Consider the following 17118-nt stretch of genomic DNA (forward strand, 5'->3'; position numbering starts at 1 on the left):
GAACAATGTTAAGAAAAAGACTGATGACGCTTGCATTAGCGGTAGTGATGACCGTGTCTGTATTTACAGGATGCGGCAGTAAAGATGACAGTAAGACATCTAGGTCAGAGAGCAAAAAGACAGAACAGCAGAAGTCTGATGCGAAAAAAGAGAAAGCAGCAGAAAAGGAAGAGACAAAAGCTCCGATTGAAGATGGAACCTATACAGCAGAGTTTAAAACGGACAGTTCTATGTTTCATGTAAATGATGCATATGATGATAAGGGGACATTGACGGTAAAAGACGGAAAGATGACGATTCATATCAGTCTTGTATCAAAAAATATTGTAAATCTGTTTCCTGGTACAATAAAAGATGCCAAGAAAAAAGGAGCGAAACTTTTACAGCCAACGACGGATACCATAACAGATGAAAATGGCAATGCTGTAATAGGTATAGATGGTAAGCCGAAAGAAGTCTATGGTTTCGATGTTCCGGTGCCGGCACTGGACGAAGAATTTGATCTGGCACTGATCGGAACAAAAGGAAAGTGGTACAATCATAAAGTAAGTGTTTCCAATCCTGTAAAAGCTGAATAAATATCAATTGATCATAAAATCTCTTGTCTTTCATATTATTGTATAAAGTATAGATGTGAAGGATAAGAGATTTTTTATTCATTTAAAATAGTGAAAATGCATAAAAAATATAATATTTACTAGACTTTTATGTTAAAATATACTAATATTAAATCAACAGCAAAATGTAATAAAAACAGGAAGGAAACAAGCGAATGAAAGGAAATGTAATAGTAGGACAATCTGGGGGACCAACTGCAGCGATCAACGCGAGTCTTGCCGGTGTATACCGGACAGCAAAAGACCGTGGAGCGAATAAAGTGTACGGAATGCTTCATGGAATTCAGGGATTATTAAAGGAAAAATATATTGATCTGTCAGATCACATCAAGACAGAGCTGGATGCAGAGTTATTAAAGAGAACACCGGCTGCATTTTTAGGTTCCTGCCGGTATAAACTTCCGGAGATACATGAGAACCGGGAAGTTTATGATAAGATTTTTGAAATTCTGGATAAACTGGATATTGAAGCATTTATTTATATCGGCGGAAATGATTCTATGGATACGATTAAAAAGTTATCGGATTATGCAATTGTGTTTGGACATTCCATCCGGTTCATAGGATGTCCGAAGACAATTGATAATGATCTTGCGTTGACAGATCATACACCGGGATACGGAAGTGCGGCAAAATATATCGGAACATCAATGAAAGAGATTATCCGTGACAGCTTCTGCCTGGAATATGAAAAGGGCGTAGTATCTATTGTAGAGATCATGGGAAGAAATGCAGGATGGCTGACAGGTTCCACAGCACTGTCACAGGGAGAGGATTGTGAAGGTCCGGATCTTATTTATCTGCCGGAGCTGCCGTTTGATCTTCAGTTATTCGGGGAAAAAATCAGGCAGTTATTACAGGAAAAGACATCCATCGTAGTTGCGGTATCAGAAGGAATCCGTACAGCAGATGGTACATATGTATGTGAACTTGGCAACAGTATTGATTTTGTGGATGCATTCGGACACAAACAGTTATCAGGAACGGCATCTTATCTGGCAAGCTATATTGCAGGAGAGATCGGATGTAAGACACGTGCGATTGAATTAAGTACATTGCAGAGAGCAGCATCGCATGCGGCTTCAAGAGTAGATATTCTGGAGGCGTATCAGGTTGGGGGAGCTGCAGTAAAAGCAGCAGACGAAGGAGATACCGGAAAGATGGTTGTCTTAAAACGTCTGTCCGATGATCCGTATCAGTGCGGAACGGAAGTGAAAGATGTACATAAGATTGCCAATGATGAGAAGCTGGTTCCAAGAAGCTGGGTAAACAAAGAAGGCACTTATGTAACAAATGAGTTTATTTCATATGTACGTCCGTTGATCCAGGGAGATGTATCACCGGTTATGGTAGATGGAATTCCAAGACATCTGTATACACCGAAAGAACTCAGCCACAGATAATCCATTTAAAATCAGAGAGAAGATAAAAGAACGTCTTGTCATGAGGATATCTCATGTCAGGACGTTTTTTTATCGGGACGTCTGATCTTCTGCGATAAAAAAGTGCATGAAAAGTAAAAAAAGTCTTGAAATTTTGAAAATAATCAGGTAGTATATGCTTAATCTATATTTTCAAGATAGATTCGGTTAATCAATCTATAAAGATTCTATAACCTGTGTGAGGGTTCAAAAAATTACCATTTGTAAAAAACTGAAGAATAGAATTGAGGTGGAATGCATTGCAGCAAAAGGAAAGCTATGATGTACTGCGTCTGATCGAACATGGACAGATCTGTTATATCAGTTCTGAAAATGTACAGGGAAGAACACTTGCCAGATATTTGAAGTATCATCCGGTAATGGAGAAGAAGGAAATGTTCCTGTTGTTAAAGGCAATTGCAGAACAGCTGGAACTGATCCACAGATGCAGAGGGAATCCATGCTATCAGTATGTGAATCCATACAGTATTATTCTGGCGGAGGACGGCAGGGTCTATTTTCTGGATATGAAAGCCGAGACAAACATGAAACAGGTAGTATTTATGCAAAGGAGGGACATGCGGGAATATTTTCTCCCTCCGGAAGAGAATTATTATCAAAATGCCAGTAAAGAGCTGGACATATATGGATTGGGAAAGACATTTCAATATATTCTCGCTTCGTCAGAAACAGAACCGCATCTGAACCGGTGGGAAGAACACAGACTTCAGAGTATCATTTCAAAAACAATGGGAACAAAAGGGTCTTATTATCAAAGCGTTTCAGAAATTCAAAAACAAATCCCAAAATGGAAAGAAAAAGTTAATAAAGAAAGTTCGGGAGACAAAGGAAAACGCAGGTGGAAGATATATATCGCATTATTTTTCGCAGTGGTGGCGGCAGGGTACATGTTGATACAGCAAAGAAAAAATGTACCTGACGGAATCATAAAGGAACAACAGAAAGCAACCAGTAATGCCAATACAGAATTACGCACAGACAGTCAGGAGAATGAGAAACGGGACGAAGAATATCTGGAACTGGCACTTGCGTATTTCTTAAATGTCGGGAATGTGGAGAAAAGCCGTATTTGTCTGAATGAACTGACCAATAAAGAACTTGCGGAGAATCTGAAAATGTTGATCGGCGCATATGAAAAACAGGAATGTCCGGAAGATGTAAGAAAATATAAAGAGAGTCTTGCATATCTGGAAAAGGTATGGAAAAAAAGGAGCAAGATATCCGAGGAGAAGCAAAAACAGGAAATCCAGTGCCTGATCAGAGGATATGGACTTCTGGATGACGAGGACAGTGTAGAAAAGGTATTAGAACTGGTAAAGAGGGGGATGCAGACGGATTATCTGAATGATCCGGTAAAAAAAGAAATGTTAGAATACCAGGCGGCCGCCTGTGAAAAAAAGAAGACGGAGGAGGAAGCGGCAAAGATATATACAGAGCTATTGGAGATGGAGCAGGAGGACGGAAACAGAGAAATGTTGTATAAAAAAATTGCACAATTATATGAAGCAGCAGGCAGGTGCGATATGGCAATGGATATCTGTATTCAGGGAATCGGAGAATTGAAGGAATCTCAGGAGTTAAAACTGATGCATATCCGATTCATGTGTGCAGATCCGTCCGTCAGCAGGGAAGAATGTTCCATGAAGATCAAAGAGTATGTAAGAGATGACGGACAACTGCCGGATCAGGAGGAATTTAAAAAGCTGCAGAAAGAATATGCGATCAAGATGGAAGGAGAAGAGGTATGGGTAGGAAGATAAAAAAAGCAATCACGGTTGTAATAGCAGGAATGATCATAGGCTCACAGTTTGCAGATATGTCAGCGGTTGGAAGCATTGTACAGGCAGAGGCTGGAGATCACAGAGAAGCAGAAAAAGAAACAGATCCGGAAGAAGACAAAGATGAGAATAAAAATCCGGAAGAAGACAAGGATCCGGAAGAAGACAAGAATCCGGAAGAAGACAAGGATGAGAATAAGGATCCGGATAAAGACTCTGAAAAAGAGGATAAAGATCCGGAAGAAGACTCTGAAAAAGAAGCGATAAAACCTTATCAGATTGTATATAACGAACCAGATGGGGAAAACAGATACTATATTCATCGTCCGGATGGAAGAATTATGCATATGAGCAAAAGAGGGACAACAAGATATCTCTTCAAAAATGGAAATAATGAACAGCAGGAAGGAATATTGGACAGACAAAATGAAAGCTTCCTGTTGAAACAATTGAATTTTACAGACGGCGGAAATGAATTGAAGATATGGATGGAAGATGAAAAAGGACACCGGGTAGAAAATTCAGAAAGTCAAAAAGAATTCTGGCTGGATAGCAGTAAACCTGTAGTACATTATGAAATAACAGGAGGTTCGGAGATATGGCACAAAGATATTGCGGAAGTCCGGGTAGAATCTTCCGATGGGCTAAATGGAAGTCAGATTGCGGAAATTATCTGTAAAACAGGAGAAAAAGTAATTGGAAAAAGCAATAAAGAAACAGAAATATTTCGAATGGAAGAAGAATCGAAGAATGGTGAAGGAATTCCTGTAACTTTTATTGTAAAAGATGTTGCGGGAAATAAGACGATAGTGACAGATAAGGTCTATATTGACAGGAATGTTCCGGAGGCATCTATACAAGGAGTGCAGGATTATATGATCACCAGTAAACCGGTTAAAGTGAACTATCTGGCAGAAGAGGAAAATATATTTCAGGTTGTGCAGGCACATATTTCGAAGGAAGATATCACCGGAAGAAAAGAAGAAACAGAGATCACAGAGTGGCGGATAGGAAAGTCGGATGAGTCAGGAAAGATGAGAAAAGAAAGCAGTCAGACACTTACAGAAGACGGAATATATAAACTGAGAATGAATGCAGCTGATATGGCAGGACATGAAAATCAGGTGGAGCGACAGGTGATTATTGACAAAGAAAATCCAGTGATTGTTCATGTGGATGAACTCGATGGAAAATATTTAAAATACTTCCGATGGGATTATTCGGCCGGAGAATCGGTCAAAGATTTTACCAGTTATACATACACCATGAAATTAGATGATACAGTATACCGTCCGGGAGAGAAGATCGAGAAAGAAGGCATGCATACACTGGTTGTGGAAGCGGTAGATTCTGCAGGCAATAAGAGTGATGCAAAGGCAAGGTTTACAATTGATCATACCCCGCCGGTGATCAGATTTGAAAATATCAGAGAAGGAGAAAGTTATGAAAAGGAAAGAAAATTTTATATCCGAACGGAAAATCCGGAAGATCAGATTGAATACATTAAGATTAATGGAGCGAAGCCAAAGAGTGAAAAGCAAAAGGGACTTTATGAATGTAAAGTAGATGAAGTAAAAGCATATGAAGTTGAAGTAAAGGCAAAAGATCTTGCGGGCAATGAACAGATCTCACGGATTGGATTTCAGATAGAACAGGAAAAAACATTATTACAGAAGATAACAGAGCCTGTAAAGAAATATATTTTTTATGGAAATGAGAAAGCGGTAAAAAAAGAAGAGCAGTTAAAAGAAGAACAGATGAACAAAAGAAATGGTAAAAGTATATTATGTTCAGGTATTATGCTCACGGGTATGTTAACGGGAATTGGCTTCTGGAAGAGAGAAAGATTGGGGAATATATTGAAAAAAATGCAGCCAGACAACAAAAACAAGTAGAATCTTTCCATAAAAGGGAGGATGCCGGGTAACCGCTTTCGCGATTCCCGGCATGTATTATGAAAAAGTTTATTCCAAATAGTATTTACATACTAGATAATGTCTTGTGTATTTCTTTGATGATTATAGTATAAAAAAGACCTATGAAGAAAGAATGTTAAAGTAGTGAAAGAATTTTGAAGGATAAATGAACAAATTGTGAACACGGGATTTTACAAAGATTTTGTTGGAAAACAGAGGAAAATAGATTATACTAATAGAAGTCAATTTTGAAGAAAGAGGAGAAAAGAAGAATGAAATATATTTCTTTTGCCATTCCGTGTTACAATTCACAGGACTATATGGCGCATGCGATAGAAAGTATTCTTCCGGGTGGAGAAGACGTTGAAATTATTATCGTAAATGACGGATCAAAAGACAGAACATCAGAGATTGCTCACGAATATATGGAAAAATATCCTACAATTGTTAAAGTAGTAGACAAGGAAAATGGTGGACATGGAGATGCTGTAAACTCAGGACTGACACATGCCACCGGCAAATATTTTAAGGTTGTAGACAGTGATGACTGGGTGGATGAAGATGCACTTCATAAAATTCTGGAAGTATTGCGTCATATGGAAGAAGATGCCATGGAATTAGATATGCTGATTGCCAACTACGTATATGAGAAAGTTGGAGCAGCACACAAGAAAGTAATCCATTACCGTAATGTATTGCCGCAGGATGAGATTTTCCGTTGGGATGATATGGGACATTTTCATCTGGATCAGTATATTCTGATGCATTCAGTTATCTATCGCACCGATATGTTGAAATTAATCCAGCTTCATCTGCCGAAGCATACATTCTATGTGGACAATATTTATGTATATTATCCACTTCCACATGTGCGAAAGATTTACTATATGGATGTAGATTTTTACAGATATTTTATCGGACGCGAGGATCAGTCGGTTAATGAGAAAGTAATGATCAAAAGGCTGGATCAGCAGATATTTGTCACAAAGACAATGATCGATATGTATCAGCTGAAAAACATCGGAAGTAAGAAATTAAGACAGTATATGTTGAATTATCTGGCAATCATGATGACAGTTTCTTCTATTCTTTGTATCCGTTCCAAGAATAAAGAAAATCTGGAGAAGAAAAAGGAATTATGGCAGTATCTGAAGAAGAAAGATCTGCGCAGTTTTATAAAGATCCGCTATGGAATTCTCGGACAGACTATGAATATTCCGGGAAAATCAGGACGTAAGATATCATCGCTGGCGTATACAGTTGCAAGACGTCTGATCGGGTTTAATTAATTTTCTATTTAATGCATTATGGCGGCTATCACCGATCGGAATAAACTTACAAGGTCCGTATGCACAGGATAGGACCTTGTAAGTTTATTCCTGCGGTTTCGCATGCCATAATAATTAAATGGAGAACTGTAATCTTTTATTACGGTTCGGGGATTTGGCTTAGTGCATTAAATAGAAATCTCCCCTAAAATAATTCTCAATAGTACTTTATCCAACATAATCGTCCGGTTCCAGGGGTTGATGATGATGCCCTGAATGTTATCAGTTGTAATAGCAGAATTAAATAACTGTTTCATATCGGTAAGAAATGTAGACATTACGCTTCCGGAACCTTTGAGTTCTTCATCGAAGCTGGTAAATGCCGCCCACCATTTGCGGCCGTCATCGGTCTGGATTGCCTGTACCTGGAGGCCGGAGGCAGCGGAAGAGGGATCTACTGCAATGATCAGTTCGCCATGTTCATTCATGCGTCTGCGGATGACCGTCAGAACGTGAGCCAGCATTTCCTGAGACGGTTCCTGTTGAAGAGCTGCAATGGCTGATTCAATCTTGTCATTGCCCTGTAAAGTTTTGTCGGTATGTGTATGTTCAGTCATGATGTACAAAATCCTTTCTATATAAATAACGGGTACAGAAAAACTGTTATTGGCAGCTTTTCTTGCATACTTTGATATAAAAAATATACGGACAGCCGGAGGGCAATCCGTATATTAATATAAAGTATTTCAGGTGGAAGAGCAAGTTAATTGAACTCCAGCGGAGAAATATATTTATTAGGAGAATAAGCACATCCATTATTGTATTTCACCGTAACATATAAAGAATCATCACCATCAACCAGTTTCACATAGCAGATATTATCTTTGTTGAATTTGTGTGTGATATCGATGGACTGATTTTTGTAATACAGGATGACGGAACCATCTTTTTCATATTCTATATCCGGAGCATTTAGTTCTTCCATAATTTCTTCTTGTGTAAGGCTGCGTTCGGAGCCATCCTGGTTAATTGCAATGCCGCCTCCGCCAAATTCTTTTTGTTTGCCATCTTTATCGGCATAAGTTCCATTATAAGAACCATCAGAACTGATCTTTAAAGTGGCAGTTGTCTGATCTCCGTGGATCCAGAGCTGGACTTTCCGCTGAATTCCGCCAAGATCGGAAGCGTAGGCTGTTCCGGTTCCGGCTGTTACGATCAGGCATGCGGCAACTGCGGCTGCTATTGTTTTTAATTTGTGCTTTCTATTTAAGATACTCATTTTATCTACCTCCAGGGAAAAATTGTCGGAGGCGGAAAGTGTATCAAAAGCCTGCTTGTATTTTTCTTTATTCGTCATCGTTCCATTCCTCCTTTAAGGTTTCTTTGAGAAGAGCACGTCCGCGGGAAAGCCGGGTCTTTACATTGCTGACAGAAAGATGCAGGATATCACTGATCTCTTGTGTTGTATAATCTTCATAGTAAAAGAGATGCAGGACAATTCGGTATTTTTCAGGAAGTTTCATTACTGTGTCAAACAGAGTTTCTGATTCCGGTGTTTCGAAGGTTAATGTTTCCATATATTCTTCTAAGTTGCATTTATTTCTGTGCCAGAATGAGCGGGTGATATTCTTTGCTTTATTGATCGCAACCCGGATCAGCCAGGCACGGATATGTTCTTCTGTATCAAACTCTTTTTTATATGTGTGATACTGAATAAATGTATCCTGAACGACATCTTCTGCATCTTGTTGGTTTCTGCATATATTAAATGCAATCGCATACAGATGCTTTTGATATCGTTCGATTAAAACTTGTGTTGCTGGTTTCATGAGTACTCCTTTTTGGTGTTAGTGGGAAAACAGATGTTCATTTCTTAAGGCCTTTCACTTATAATACAAATGAAAATATGGAAAGGTTACAAATGGAGCTAAGAATATATGTTTTAACTATATCTTACTATCGAGCATAAGCATTTTACATTTTAAAATATACGTTGTAAACTATATTATGAAAAAATAACTTCGAAATAAGAGGTGAAAGATAAAATGTATCTAGTATCGGTGTATTTTGATGATAAAAGTAATAAAATAATTTCTGATTATATCAATAAGATTGCACAAAAGACAGGAAATGCTTTTATGACGGACAATCACGTTCCACCTCATCTGACAATTATGTCTGTAGAGGCAAGAGAGGAAGAAAAATTGACAGAGGTGATGGAACAGCTGGAGAGGTCCCTGACCAAAGGGCAGATCCAATTGGTCTCTGTCGGAGTGTTATTGCCATATGTACTGTATGTGACACCGGTTCTGAATCTGTATTTGGAAGATATGATCGAACAGGTACATGATATGGTAAAGAATATTCAGGAAGTCAGGATGAGCCGGTATTATCAGCCAATGCAGTGGCTTCCTCATATCACACTGGGAAAGAAGCTTTCAAAAGAGCAGATGCAGGAAGCATTTGCAGTTATGCAGGAACAATTCGTACCGATGGAAGTTACGGTATCGGAGATCGGGCTGGCGAAGACCAATCCACATCAGGATCTTGTAAGAATAGAATTAAATGATTAATTGCGGTGGAAAATAAAATGATTAACAGAGAAGATATGCTGGCACTGACCAGAAGAATGACAGTAAAGCGAACATCCATGACAAGAATTGCCGGAGGATATCTGGACCGGGATGGATATATAGACGGAACATTTAATACCGGATTTTTGAAATTGAGTTCGGATAAGAAAGAAAAAAATTTACAGATAGCAAAATTTATTCCATTTGCAGATACGAATAAAAATCTGAAAGAATATGCATTTTCCGATGAGAAGATGAAAGGCGACAGTATGTGGAAACTGTTAATGGGAATGCGTGCGTGCGGTCTGAAAAATGATGCACTGATGGAGACTTTTTATGAAATTGTTGGTGAACGATATCAGTCAGAGGGAGACTATGCCATTTTCGTATTTCATGACCGATACGATATTCCGGCAAAAGGGAAAGATCATGTCCGTCAGGGTGAATCTGAAGAAATGTTTGAATACTTAATCTGTGCCATCTGTCCGGTAAGTGGAGATTACGAACCGGGAGAACCGGAATGTGGATTCTTATTTCCGGCATATATGGACGGCGGGGCGGCCATGAATTATGTGGATGTATATCAGAAAAATCAGGAATATCCGCATACAGAGCTTTTGAAATTACTTGGAGTATGATGAGATAGAGAAAATTTCTTATAAAGGTGTTTAATGGTTTCAAATTCATCTGGGATATCTTATAATATAAAGGATTGAGTTTAGAGGAAAAGGTAGGAATATACAATGCATACAATGAAAAAATTCATTCGGTATTATGCCCCGTATAAGGCGGTATTCTTTCTGGATCTGATCTGTGCGGCAGTCATAAGTCTGGTGGATCTCGCATTTCCACAGATTTTACGTACGCTTACGAAGACGTTGTTTACAGAATCAGCAGATCACATACTGCATGCCTTGCTTCCGATTGGGGCAGGATTGCTTGCAATTTATATATTACAGGCGCTTTGTAAATATTATGTAAGCTATCAGGGACATATGATGGGAGCCAATATGGAACGTGATATGAGGCAGAAGCTTTTTGATCACTATGAAAAACTGTCATTCTCATATTATGACCAGAATAATTCCGGGCAGATGATGAGCAAGCTGGTATCGGACCTTTTTGATATCTCAGAGTTTGCACATCACGGACCGGAGAACTTATTTATTTCGCTGATCAAAATTATCGGTTCGTTCATATTCCTGTTTCTGATCAACTGGAGACTGGCAATACCACTTCTGGTTCTGGTAGTGTTCATGTTGTTCTTCTCGTACGGGCAGAATAAGAAGATGCAGGCGACATTCATGGACAACCGGCGTAAGATCGGGGATGTTAATTCGAGTCTTCAGGATACACTGGCCGGGATCCGTGTTGTACAGTCCTTTGCAAATGAAGAGATTGAACGGGAGAAGTTCCGAAAAAGCAACCAGGGATTTCTGCGTTCTAAGGATGCCAATTATAAATGTATGGGAAGCTTTATGAGCGGCAACCTGTTCTTTCAGGGGATGATGTATCTGGTAACGCTGGTATTCGGAGGATGGCTGATCGCACATGGGAAGATGGAGGCAGCGGATCTTGCGATGTACGCACTCTATATTGGGATATTTATCAGCCCGATACAGATTCTGGTCGAGCTTACTGAGATGATGCAGAAAGGACTGTCCGGATTCCGCAGATTTCTGGATGTGGTAGAGACCGAGCCGGAGATCGTGAATGCACCGGACGCAGAATCAATAGATGAAGTAAACGGACACGTTTCTTATGAAAATGTATCGTTTCATTATAGCGACGATGATACACCGGTGCTTTCTAATGTTACATTCGACATTCCGGCAGGAAAATCCGTGGCTTTAGTCGGACCTTCGGGAAGTGGTAAGACGACGATCTGCTCTTTGCTTCCGAGATTCTATGATGTAACAGGCGGACGTGTTACGATTGACGGAAAAGATGTCCGGAATCTGACACTGGAAAGTCTGCGTAATCAGATCGGACTGGTACAGCAGGATGTGTATCTGTTCTGTGGAAGTATTAAAGAGAATATCGCATATGGGAAGCCAGGAGCATCTATGGAAGAGATTGAAGACGCAGCAAGGAAAGCGAACATTCATGATTTTATTATGGAACTGCCGGACGGATATGATACATTTGTTGGTGAACGTGGAACAAGACTTTCCGGCGGACAGAAACAGAGAATCTCGATTGCAAGAGTATTTCTTAAGAATCCGTCAATCCTGATTCTGGATGAGGCGACAAGTGCACTGGATAATGAGAGCGAACGCTGGATCCAGAAGAGTCTGGAAGAGCTTGCAAAGAACCGGACAACGATTACGATCGCGCATCGATTATCAACAATCCGCAATGCGGATGAGATCCTTGTAGTGGCAGATAATGGAATCGCAGAGCGTGGAACACATGAAGAACTGTTAAAACAGGGCGGAATCTATGCGCATTATAATGAGATGGGATAGGCAGAAGATAAGAAAAACGGAAGCTGCTCTGTGAGTAGAAACATAAAAATTATCAATAAAGAAATTTGCAAAAGAAAAAGATTGTCGTGAAAAGAATATATGATATAATTTACAAAGATATCAGCGGCAGAAAAGACAGTGCAAAACTGTAAAGGAACAGTAGAAATGATTGATATCAGTGAATAAAAACGGCCACAGAATAAGGCGGCAAATCATAAGAAACAGAGGTAGAATTATGGGAAAAATCAGAATTGGTATCGTTGGATATGGTAACATCGGACGCGGAGTAGAGCAGTCTATCAAGCGTAATGATGATATGGAATTAAAAGCAGTATTTACAAGAAGAGATCCTGCAAGTGTCAAGATCCAGACAGAAGGAGCAGAAGTAAAGCACTTTGACGATATGGAAGCTATGAAAGATGAGATCGATGTTATGATTCTCTGCGGCGGATCAGCAACAGACCTTCCGGTGATCGGACCTAAGGTAGCTGCATCTTTCAACACGATCGACAGCTTTGACACACACGCAAAGATTACGGAGTATTTTGCAAATGTAGACAAAGCAGCAAAAGAAGGAAAGAATGTCAGCATCATCTCAGTAGGCTGGGATCCGGGAATGTTCTCACTGAACCGTCTGTATGCAGAGTCTATTTTGGTACAGGGAAGCACTTATACGTTCTGGGGCAAAGGTGTCAGCCAGGGACATTCTGATGCAATCCGCCGTATCGAAGGTGTAAAGAACGGCATCCAGTATACGGTACCGATCGAAGCAGCGGTTGATCAGGTAAGAAGCGGAAGCGAACCGGAACTGACAACAAGACAGAAACATTTAAGAGAGTGTTATGTAGTTGCAGAAGAAGGTGCAGACAAAGCAGCCATCGAAGAGGCTATCAAGACAATGCCAAACTACTTCGATGAGTATGACACAACCGTAACATTTATCACAGAAGAAGAGTTAAAAGCAAATCACAGCAAGATGCCTCACGGTGGATTCGTGATCCGTACAGGAGAGACTGGATGTGAAGGCAACAAGCATGTGATCGAATATTCTCTGAGACTGGATTCCAATCCGGAATTCACAGGAAGTGTTCTGGTGGCTTATGCACGCGCAGCATACAGACTTTCACAGAAAGGTGAATCAGGAGCAAGAAGCGTATTCGATATCGCACCGGCTATGTTGTCTCAGATGACGCCGGAAGAGTTAAGAGCACATATGTTGTAAGAGATAATTAATAAAAATGTATACAAGTTCTATCGTAGACTATTAATGTTGTGATGGAATATAAGGAGCAGAAGTAAAAAAATCAGGCATCGGAGGCGAAATGAAAACTCGTTTCCGGTGCCTGATTTTGTAGAAACTACGGATGATGATTTTGCGGGTCTTTGACAATATTTCCATAAGAAAATGTAATGTGAAATTCCTCGTAAAGTTTTGATAAGGCGGAGAGTGCTTTTAGTAAAAGAAAGAAGCTATCTAAAATGAGAGCTTTTACGTACAATACCGAAACGTACGATCGGTCAGAATTCTCGCAAATATCAGTCCAAGCGGCAACATCACAATAATCATAATCGCAGAAGTGAACCATGAAACCGCATCCGTCAGGGACATAATCCCGAAATTATAAATCGCACGGTACAGGTAAAGTCCCGGAACCATGATCACGATAGAAGGCACGGTAAGCGAGATTCTTGGATATCCATTACTCTTTTTAATAAAAGAAGCAAGCAATCCGGCAGTCAGAGCCCCGATAAATGCGGCGGCGGCCGGAGGCATATGTGTGAAATCAACAAGTTCAAGCCGGAGTGTATTGGCAATGGCACCAATAAATGCAGCCGTTGCAGCCATCGAATGAGAACTGTTGAACATGATCGAGAAACCGAATACTCCGCAAAAGCTTGCAATCACACGGAAAATCAGACGGGCAGCAGCACTTAGATGCAGTGCCGTAAAATTGGCCGGTTCCAGATGCAGAAGTAAAGCCATGATCCATGCAAATAAAGTGGCAACCATAACGATAATGATTGCATAAGTAAGCCGCTCCAGTCCCGAACGCAGATCCAGCTTTGCAAGGTCGATCCCGCTTGTAATAAATGGAAATCCCGGGATGATGAACAGCATCGAGCAGATATAACCAGCTTCATGAAATTCTGGAATGTGAAAGACAAGTTCCGCAAGTTTCAGAAAGACTGCATAGGTAAAACATGCTGCTGAAACAGAGACTGCTATATTCAAAAACAGTGTGTAATGGTGTTTGATCAGTTTCGTACGGATCAGATTACCAATCCCGGCGGCAATAAAAGCAAGAGCCATCTCAACCGGTCCGCCTCCGAGTAAAAAAGTAAAACCGCAACAGGCAAGAGCTGCGGCAAGCCCCAGCTTTGCAGGTGAATAAAGAGCATGGATTTCTTCAATTTCATCCAGTCGTTTATGGATATCTTCACCGGTCATATGTGCTTCTTCTTCCGGAAAATGATCTACAAACTGTTCCATGCGGTAAAGCTTGGAGGTATTCACTCCCGTATTGGCAATACTCAACGACTGGGAAATACAATCGTTTCCATCGAAACAGTTAAATACAATGGACATCAATCCCACGTCTACCGTACAGGTTACACCAAGCTCTTTGGAAAGCCGGTTCATGGAAGTCCGTACACGCCATGCGCCGGTTCCACAGGAGAGCATGATTAACCCAACACGGCCGATGACAGAAGCTTTCTCGATCAGTCCGGCTTCTGCAATCAACACATTACTGTCATCATTGGCGTAGTCATGCCATGGAATCTCCATATGATTTTTTTCCATAATATCAATAAAGTCAGAATTAGTTGTCTGCATAAATGATCGCCTCTGCTTTGGAAACGTGGCGTTCCAGATTTTTTAAGAAATGTGAATTCGGAAGGAAAACTCCGATCTCATCATAACGGGTATTATCTTCAACAAGAGAATCCTGTCCATAGAATACATAGGACATAGGAAGCTCTTTCTGAAGTTTTATGACAATATCCAGAATAGCAGAATAAGCTTCTGCTTCGGTTTCTTTTAATTTTACGGTATCCGGTAATTCACGGATCAACAGTACACCGTTACTCTTTTCCAGAATGTTTTGTTCCGGTTCCATATCGTCAGATGTATAAGAATGGCTGTAACGGTATGCCTGTGCCAGAAAAATATTCTTTGGAGCTCCGAGATCTGTATATACCTCATGGAAATGACGGTATTCCCGTTCATGAATCGATCTCTTATATTCAGGAAGTAACATTCCGTTTTCATCTGTCATGATCATCGGATTCTGTTTTCCGTCCGCATTGAACCGATAGGGAATCAGGAATGCATTTCTTAAAAGATCAAAGACTGTATTCTGGCAGATAGCCATCAGAAACGCAGATAAATCCCGATTGCGATAAGAATTAAAAAGAGCCTGTGCAAATTCTGTAGAAGACGGAGAATCGGGAAGATCGACACCATCATTACTGAACAGATAACTGCAGAATGTTTCCATCAGTTTTTCACATGCCCATTTATCTTCGGATATTTTCTTAAATAAGATTTCTGATTTTTCTTCTCTGGGAAAAAGTGTTTTTTCCTCCATAATAAAGCGCTTCCTTTCATATTTTCATCCGAATAAATTATACAACTGTGATAAAAATAAGTGAAAACTATAATTGATATAATGGATATATGATTATGGTATGCCGGAGAAGTTATCGGTGGCAGCTTCTGTAGATAGTCGGTTGATGATTTGAAAGGGATATTTGATATAGTTTAAAACTATGACAAATACACATTTTTTTGTATTATACAAGTTTATCAAAACAAATTATAATAAATCCATCGATTGAGAACATCATCAAGAATATGAAAAATATAAAAGAAAGCCATCAGGGACAACAAAAAAGACAGAAAACCTAAGTCCCTGCCGGCAAGGAGAAAATAATCATGAACACACCATTTCGTTACGACTTTGTAGGAAGTTTTTTACGCCCACAGAAATTAAAAGACGCAAGAAAGAATTTCGAAGAAGGGACAATCTCACAGGAAAAACTGACCGCAGTAGAAGATGAATGCATCCTGGAACTGGTGGCAAAGATTAAGGAACTTGAATATCATGTGATCACGGACGGAGAATTCAGAAGATCGACATGGCATCTGGATTTCATGTGGGGATTTGAAGGTATCGAGCATCAGAAGACAGTAGAGGGGAATACAACATTTGACGCAGAAGCTGCAATGATTGATGATACATACATGACGGGAAAGATTTCAGTAAAGAATCATCCTTTCGTAGAGCATTTCAAATTCATCAAAGCATTAGAAGATGAAAATACTGTCGCAAAACAGACTATCCCGTCACCGGGACAGTTCTATGCATACTTTACTGGGGCACAGCTTCTGAATACAACATTAGAAATCTATGGATCGGAAGAAGCATTTGCCGAGGATGTGATTAAGGCATACGGTGAATTCGTGCAGGAAATCTATGCAGCAGGCTGCCGTAACCTTCAGTTTGATGACTGCGTATGGGGCGGAATGGTAGATGCGAAGATGGCAGTTGCATTGACCGGAAGAACAGGACAGAGACTGGAAGATTACAAGAAACTCCTTCTGGAACTGAATAACCAGGTAGTAGCACAGGCACCGGAAGATCTGGTGATCAATACACATGTATGCCGTGGAAATTATCATTCTACATTCTTCAGTTCCGGAGCATATGATTCCGTAGCGGATTTGTTATTCGGAGAAGAAAATGTAAATGCATATTATCTGGAATATGACGACAAGAGATCCGGCGGATTTGCACCACTTGCAAAGGTATCCGGCGATAAGAAGGTCGTACTTGGACTTATAACAACCAAGACACCGGAACTGGAAGACAAAGAAAAAGTAATCGCAAGAATCCACGAAGCAGCAAAATATGTTCCGCTTGACCGCTTATACTTAAGTCCGCAGTGCGGATTTGCATCCTGCGAGATCGGTAATAAGCTGACAGAAGAAGAACAGTGGGCAAAGCTTAAGCTTGTAAAAGAGATTGCCGACGAAGTCTGGTCAGACAGATAA

15 protein-coding genes are annotated in these 17118 nt (G+C 40.1%); 10 read left to right on the forward strand and 5 right to left on the reverse strand.

Going from position 1 to position 17118, the window contains the following annotated elements; translation table 11 throughout:
* The first annotated feature begins 5 nt into the window (after positions 1-5).
* The 5 genes from NKF87_RS03440 (at position 6) to NKF87_RS03460 (ending at position 7042) form a co-directional block, all read left to right on the forward strand.
* Complete coding sequence (locus NKF87_RS03440) at positions 6-578, forward strand: hypothetical protein (protein ID WP_118309208.1); 573 nt, start codon at positions 6-8, stop codon at positions 576-578.
* 194 nt (positions 579-772) lie between these two features.
* Positions 773-2020, forward strand: coding sequence for a 6-phosphofructokinase (locus tag NKF87_RS03445; RefSeq protein WP_055282344.1), 1248 nt, complete (start codon positions 773-775; stop codon positions 2018-2020).
* A gap of 278 nt (positions 2021-2298) precedes the next feature.
* Positions 2299-3819 carry a hypothetical protein gene (locus tag NKF87_RS03450; RefSeq protein ID WP_182448041.1) on the forward strand — a complete coding sequence of 507 codons (1521 nt, stop codon included), beginning with the start codon at positions 2299-2301 and terminating at the stop codon, positions 3817-3819.
* Positions 3804-5732, forward strand: a complete 1929-nt coding sequence (locus tag NKF87_RS03455) for a hypothetical protein (RefSeq protein WP_253583971.1) — start codon at positions 3804-3806, stop codon at positions 5730-5732. Before NKF87_RS03450 ends, NKF87_RS03455 begins: the two co-directional genes overlap by 16 nt.
* Before the next feature lie 293 nt (positions 5733-6025).
* Complete coding sequence (locus NKF87_RS03460) at positions 6026-7042, forward strand: glycosyltransferase family 2 protein (RefSeq protein ID WP_161143335.1); 1017 nt, start codon at positions 6026-6028, stop codon at positions 7040-7042.
* Between the two features lie 167 nt (positions 7043-7209).
* Here the strand turns inward: NKF87_RS03460 and NKF87_RS03465 are convergent, their stop codons facing one another.
* The 3 genes from NKF87_RS03465 to NKF87_RS03475 form a co-directional block, all read right to left on the reverse strand.
* Positions 7210-7638: an SseB family protein gene (locus tag NKF87_RS03465; protein ID WP_253583972.1), complete on the reverse strand. Its 429-nt coding sequence runs from the start codon at positions 7636-7638 to the stop codon at positions 7210-7212.
* A gap of 146 nt (positions 7639-7784) precedes the next feature.
* Positions 7785-8378, reverse strand: coding sequence for a hypothetical protein (locus tag NKF87_RS03470; protein ID WP_253583973.1), 594 nt, complete (start codon positions 8376-8378; stop codon positions 7785-7787).
* Positions 8368-8850: an RNA polymerase sigma factor gene (locus tag NKF87_RS03475; RefSeq protein ID WP_028086125.1), complete on the reverse strand. Its 483-nt coding sequence runs from the start codon at positions 8848-8850 to the stop codon at positions 8368-8370. The genes NKF87_RS03470 and NKF87_RS03475 overlap by 11 nt, the downstream gene beginning before the upstream one ends.
* Before the next feature lie 216 nt (positions 8851-9066).
* Between NKF87_RS03475 and NKF87_RS03480 the strand changes: the two genes are divergently transcribed.
* From NKF87_RS03480 to NKF87_RS03495, 4 genes are all read left to right on the forward strand, one after another.
* On the forward strand, positions 9067-9594 hold the full coding sequence (locus tag NKF87_RS03480; RefSeq protein WP_253583975.1) for a 2'-5' RNA ligase family protein: 528 nt from the start codon (positions 9067-9069) through the stop codon (positions 9592-9594).
* A gap of 17 nt (positions 9595-9611) precedes the next feature.
* Entirely contained in the window at positions 9612-10232 is a 621-nt protein-coding gene (locus NKF87_RS03485; RefSeq protein ID WP_253583976.1) for a DUF4317 family protein, read from the forward strand.
* 105 nt (positions 10233-10337) lie between these two features.
* Complete coding sequence (locus tag NKF87_RS03490; RefSeq protein WP_253583977.1) at positions 10338-12062, forward strand: ABC transporter ATP-binding protein; 1725 nt, start codon at positions 10338-10340, stop codon at positions 12060-12062.
* A gap of 235 nt (positions 12063-12297) precedes the next feature.
* Positions 12298-13284 (forward strand): diaminopimelate dehydrogenase, encoded by a 987-nt coding sequence (locus NKF87_RS03495; protein ID WP_253583978.1) that lies wholly within the window; start codon positions 12298-12300, stop codon positions 13282-13284.
* 267 nt (positions 13285-13551) lie between these two features.
* Here the strand turns inward: NKF87_RS03495 and NKF87_RS03500 are convergent, their stop codons facing one another.
* Together NKF87_RS03500 and NKF87_RS03505 are read right to left on the reverse strand one after the other, a co-directional pair.
* Positions 13552-14898, reverse strand: a complete 1347-nt coding sequence (locus NKF87_RS03500; RefSeq protein ID WP_118224191.1) for a threonine/serine ThrE exporter family protein — start codon at positions 14896-14898, stop codon at positions 13552-13554.
* Complete coding sequence (locus NKF87_RS03505; RefSeq protein WP_118224190.1) at positions 14885-15652, reverse strand: DUF4866 domain-containing protein; 768 nt, start codon at positions 15650-15652, stop codon at positions 14885-14887. Before NKF87_RS03505 ends, NKF87_RS03500 begins: the two co-directional genes overlap by 14 nt.
* A 347-nt stretch (positions 15653-15999) precedes the next feature.
* On the opposite strand from NKF87_RS03505, the gene NKF87_RS03510 reads away from it, so the two are divergent.
* A complete protein-coding gene (locus tag NKF87_RS03510; protein ID WP_226853126.1) occupies positions 16000-17118 on the forward strand; it encodes a 5-methyltetrahydropteroyltriglutamate--homocysteine S-methyltransferase in 1119 nt (372 codons plus the stop codon).

The sequence above is a fragment of the Dorea longicatena genome (assembly GCF_024168045.1).
Classification (GTDB): Bacteria; Bacillota; Clostridia; order Lachnospirales; family Lachnospiraceae; genus Dorea_A.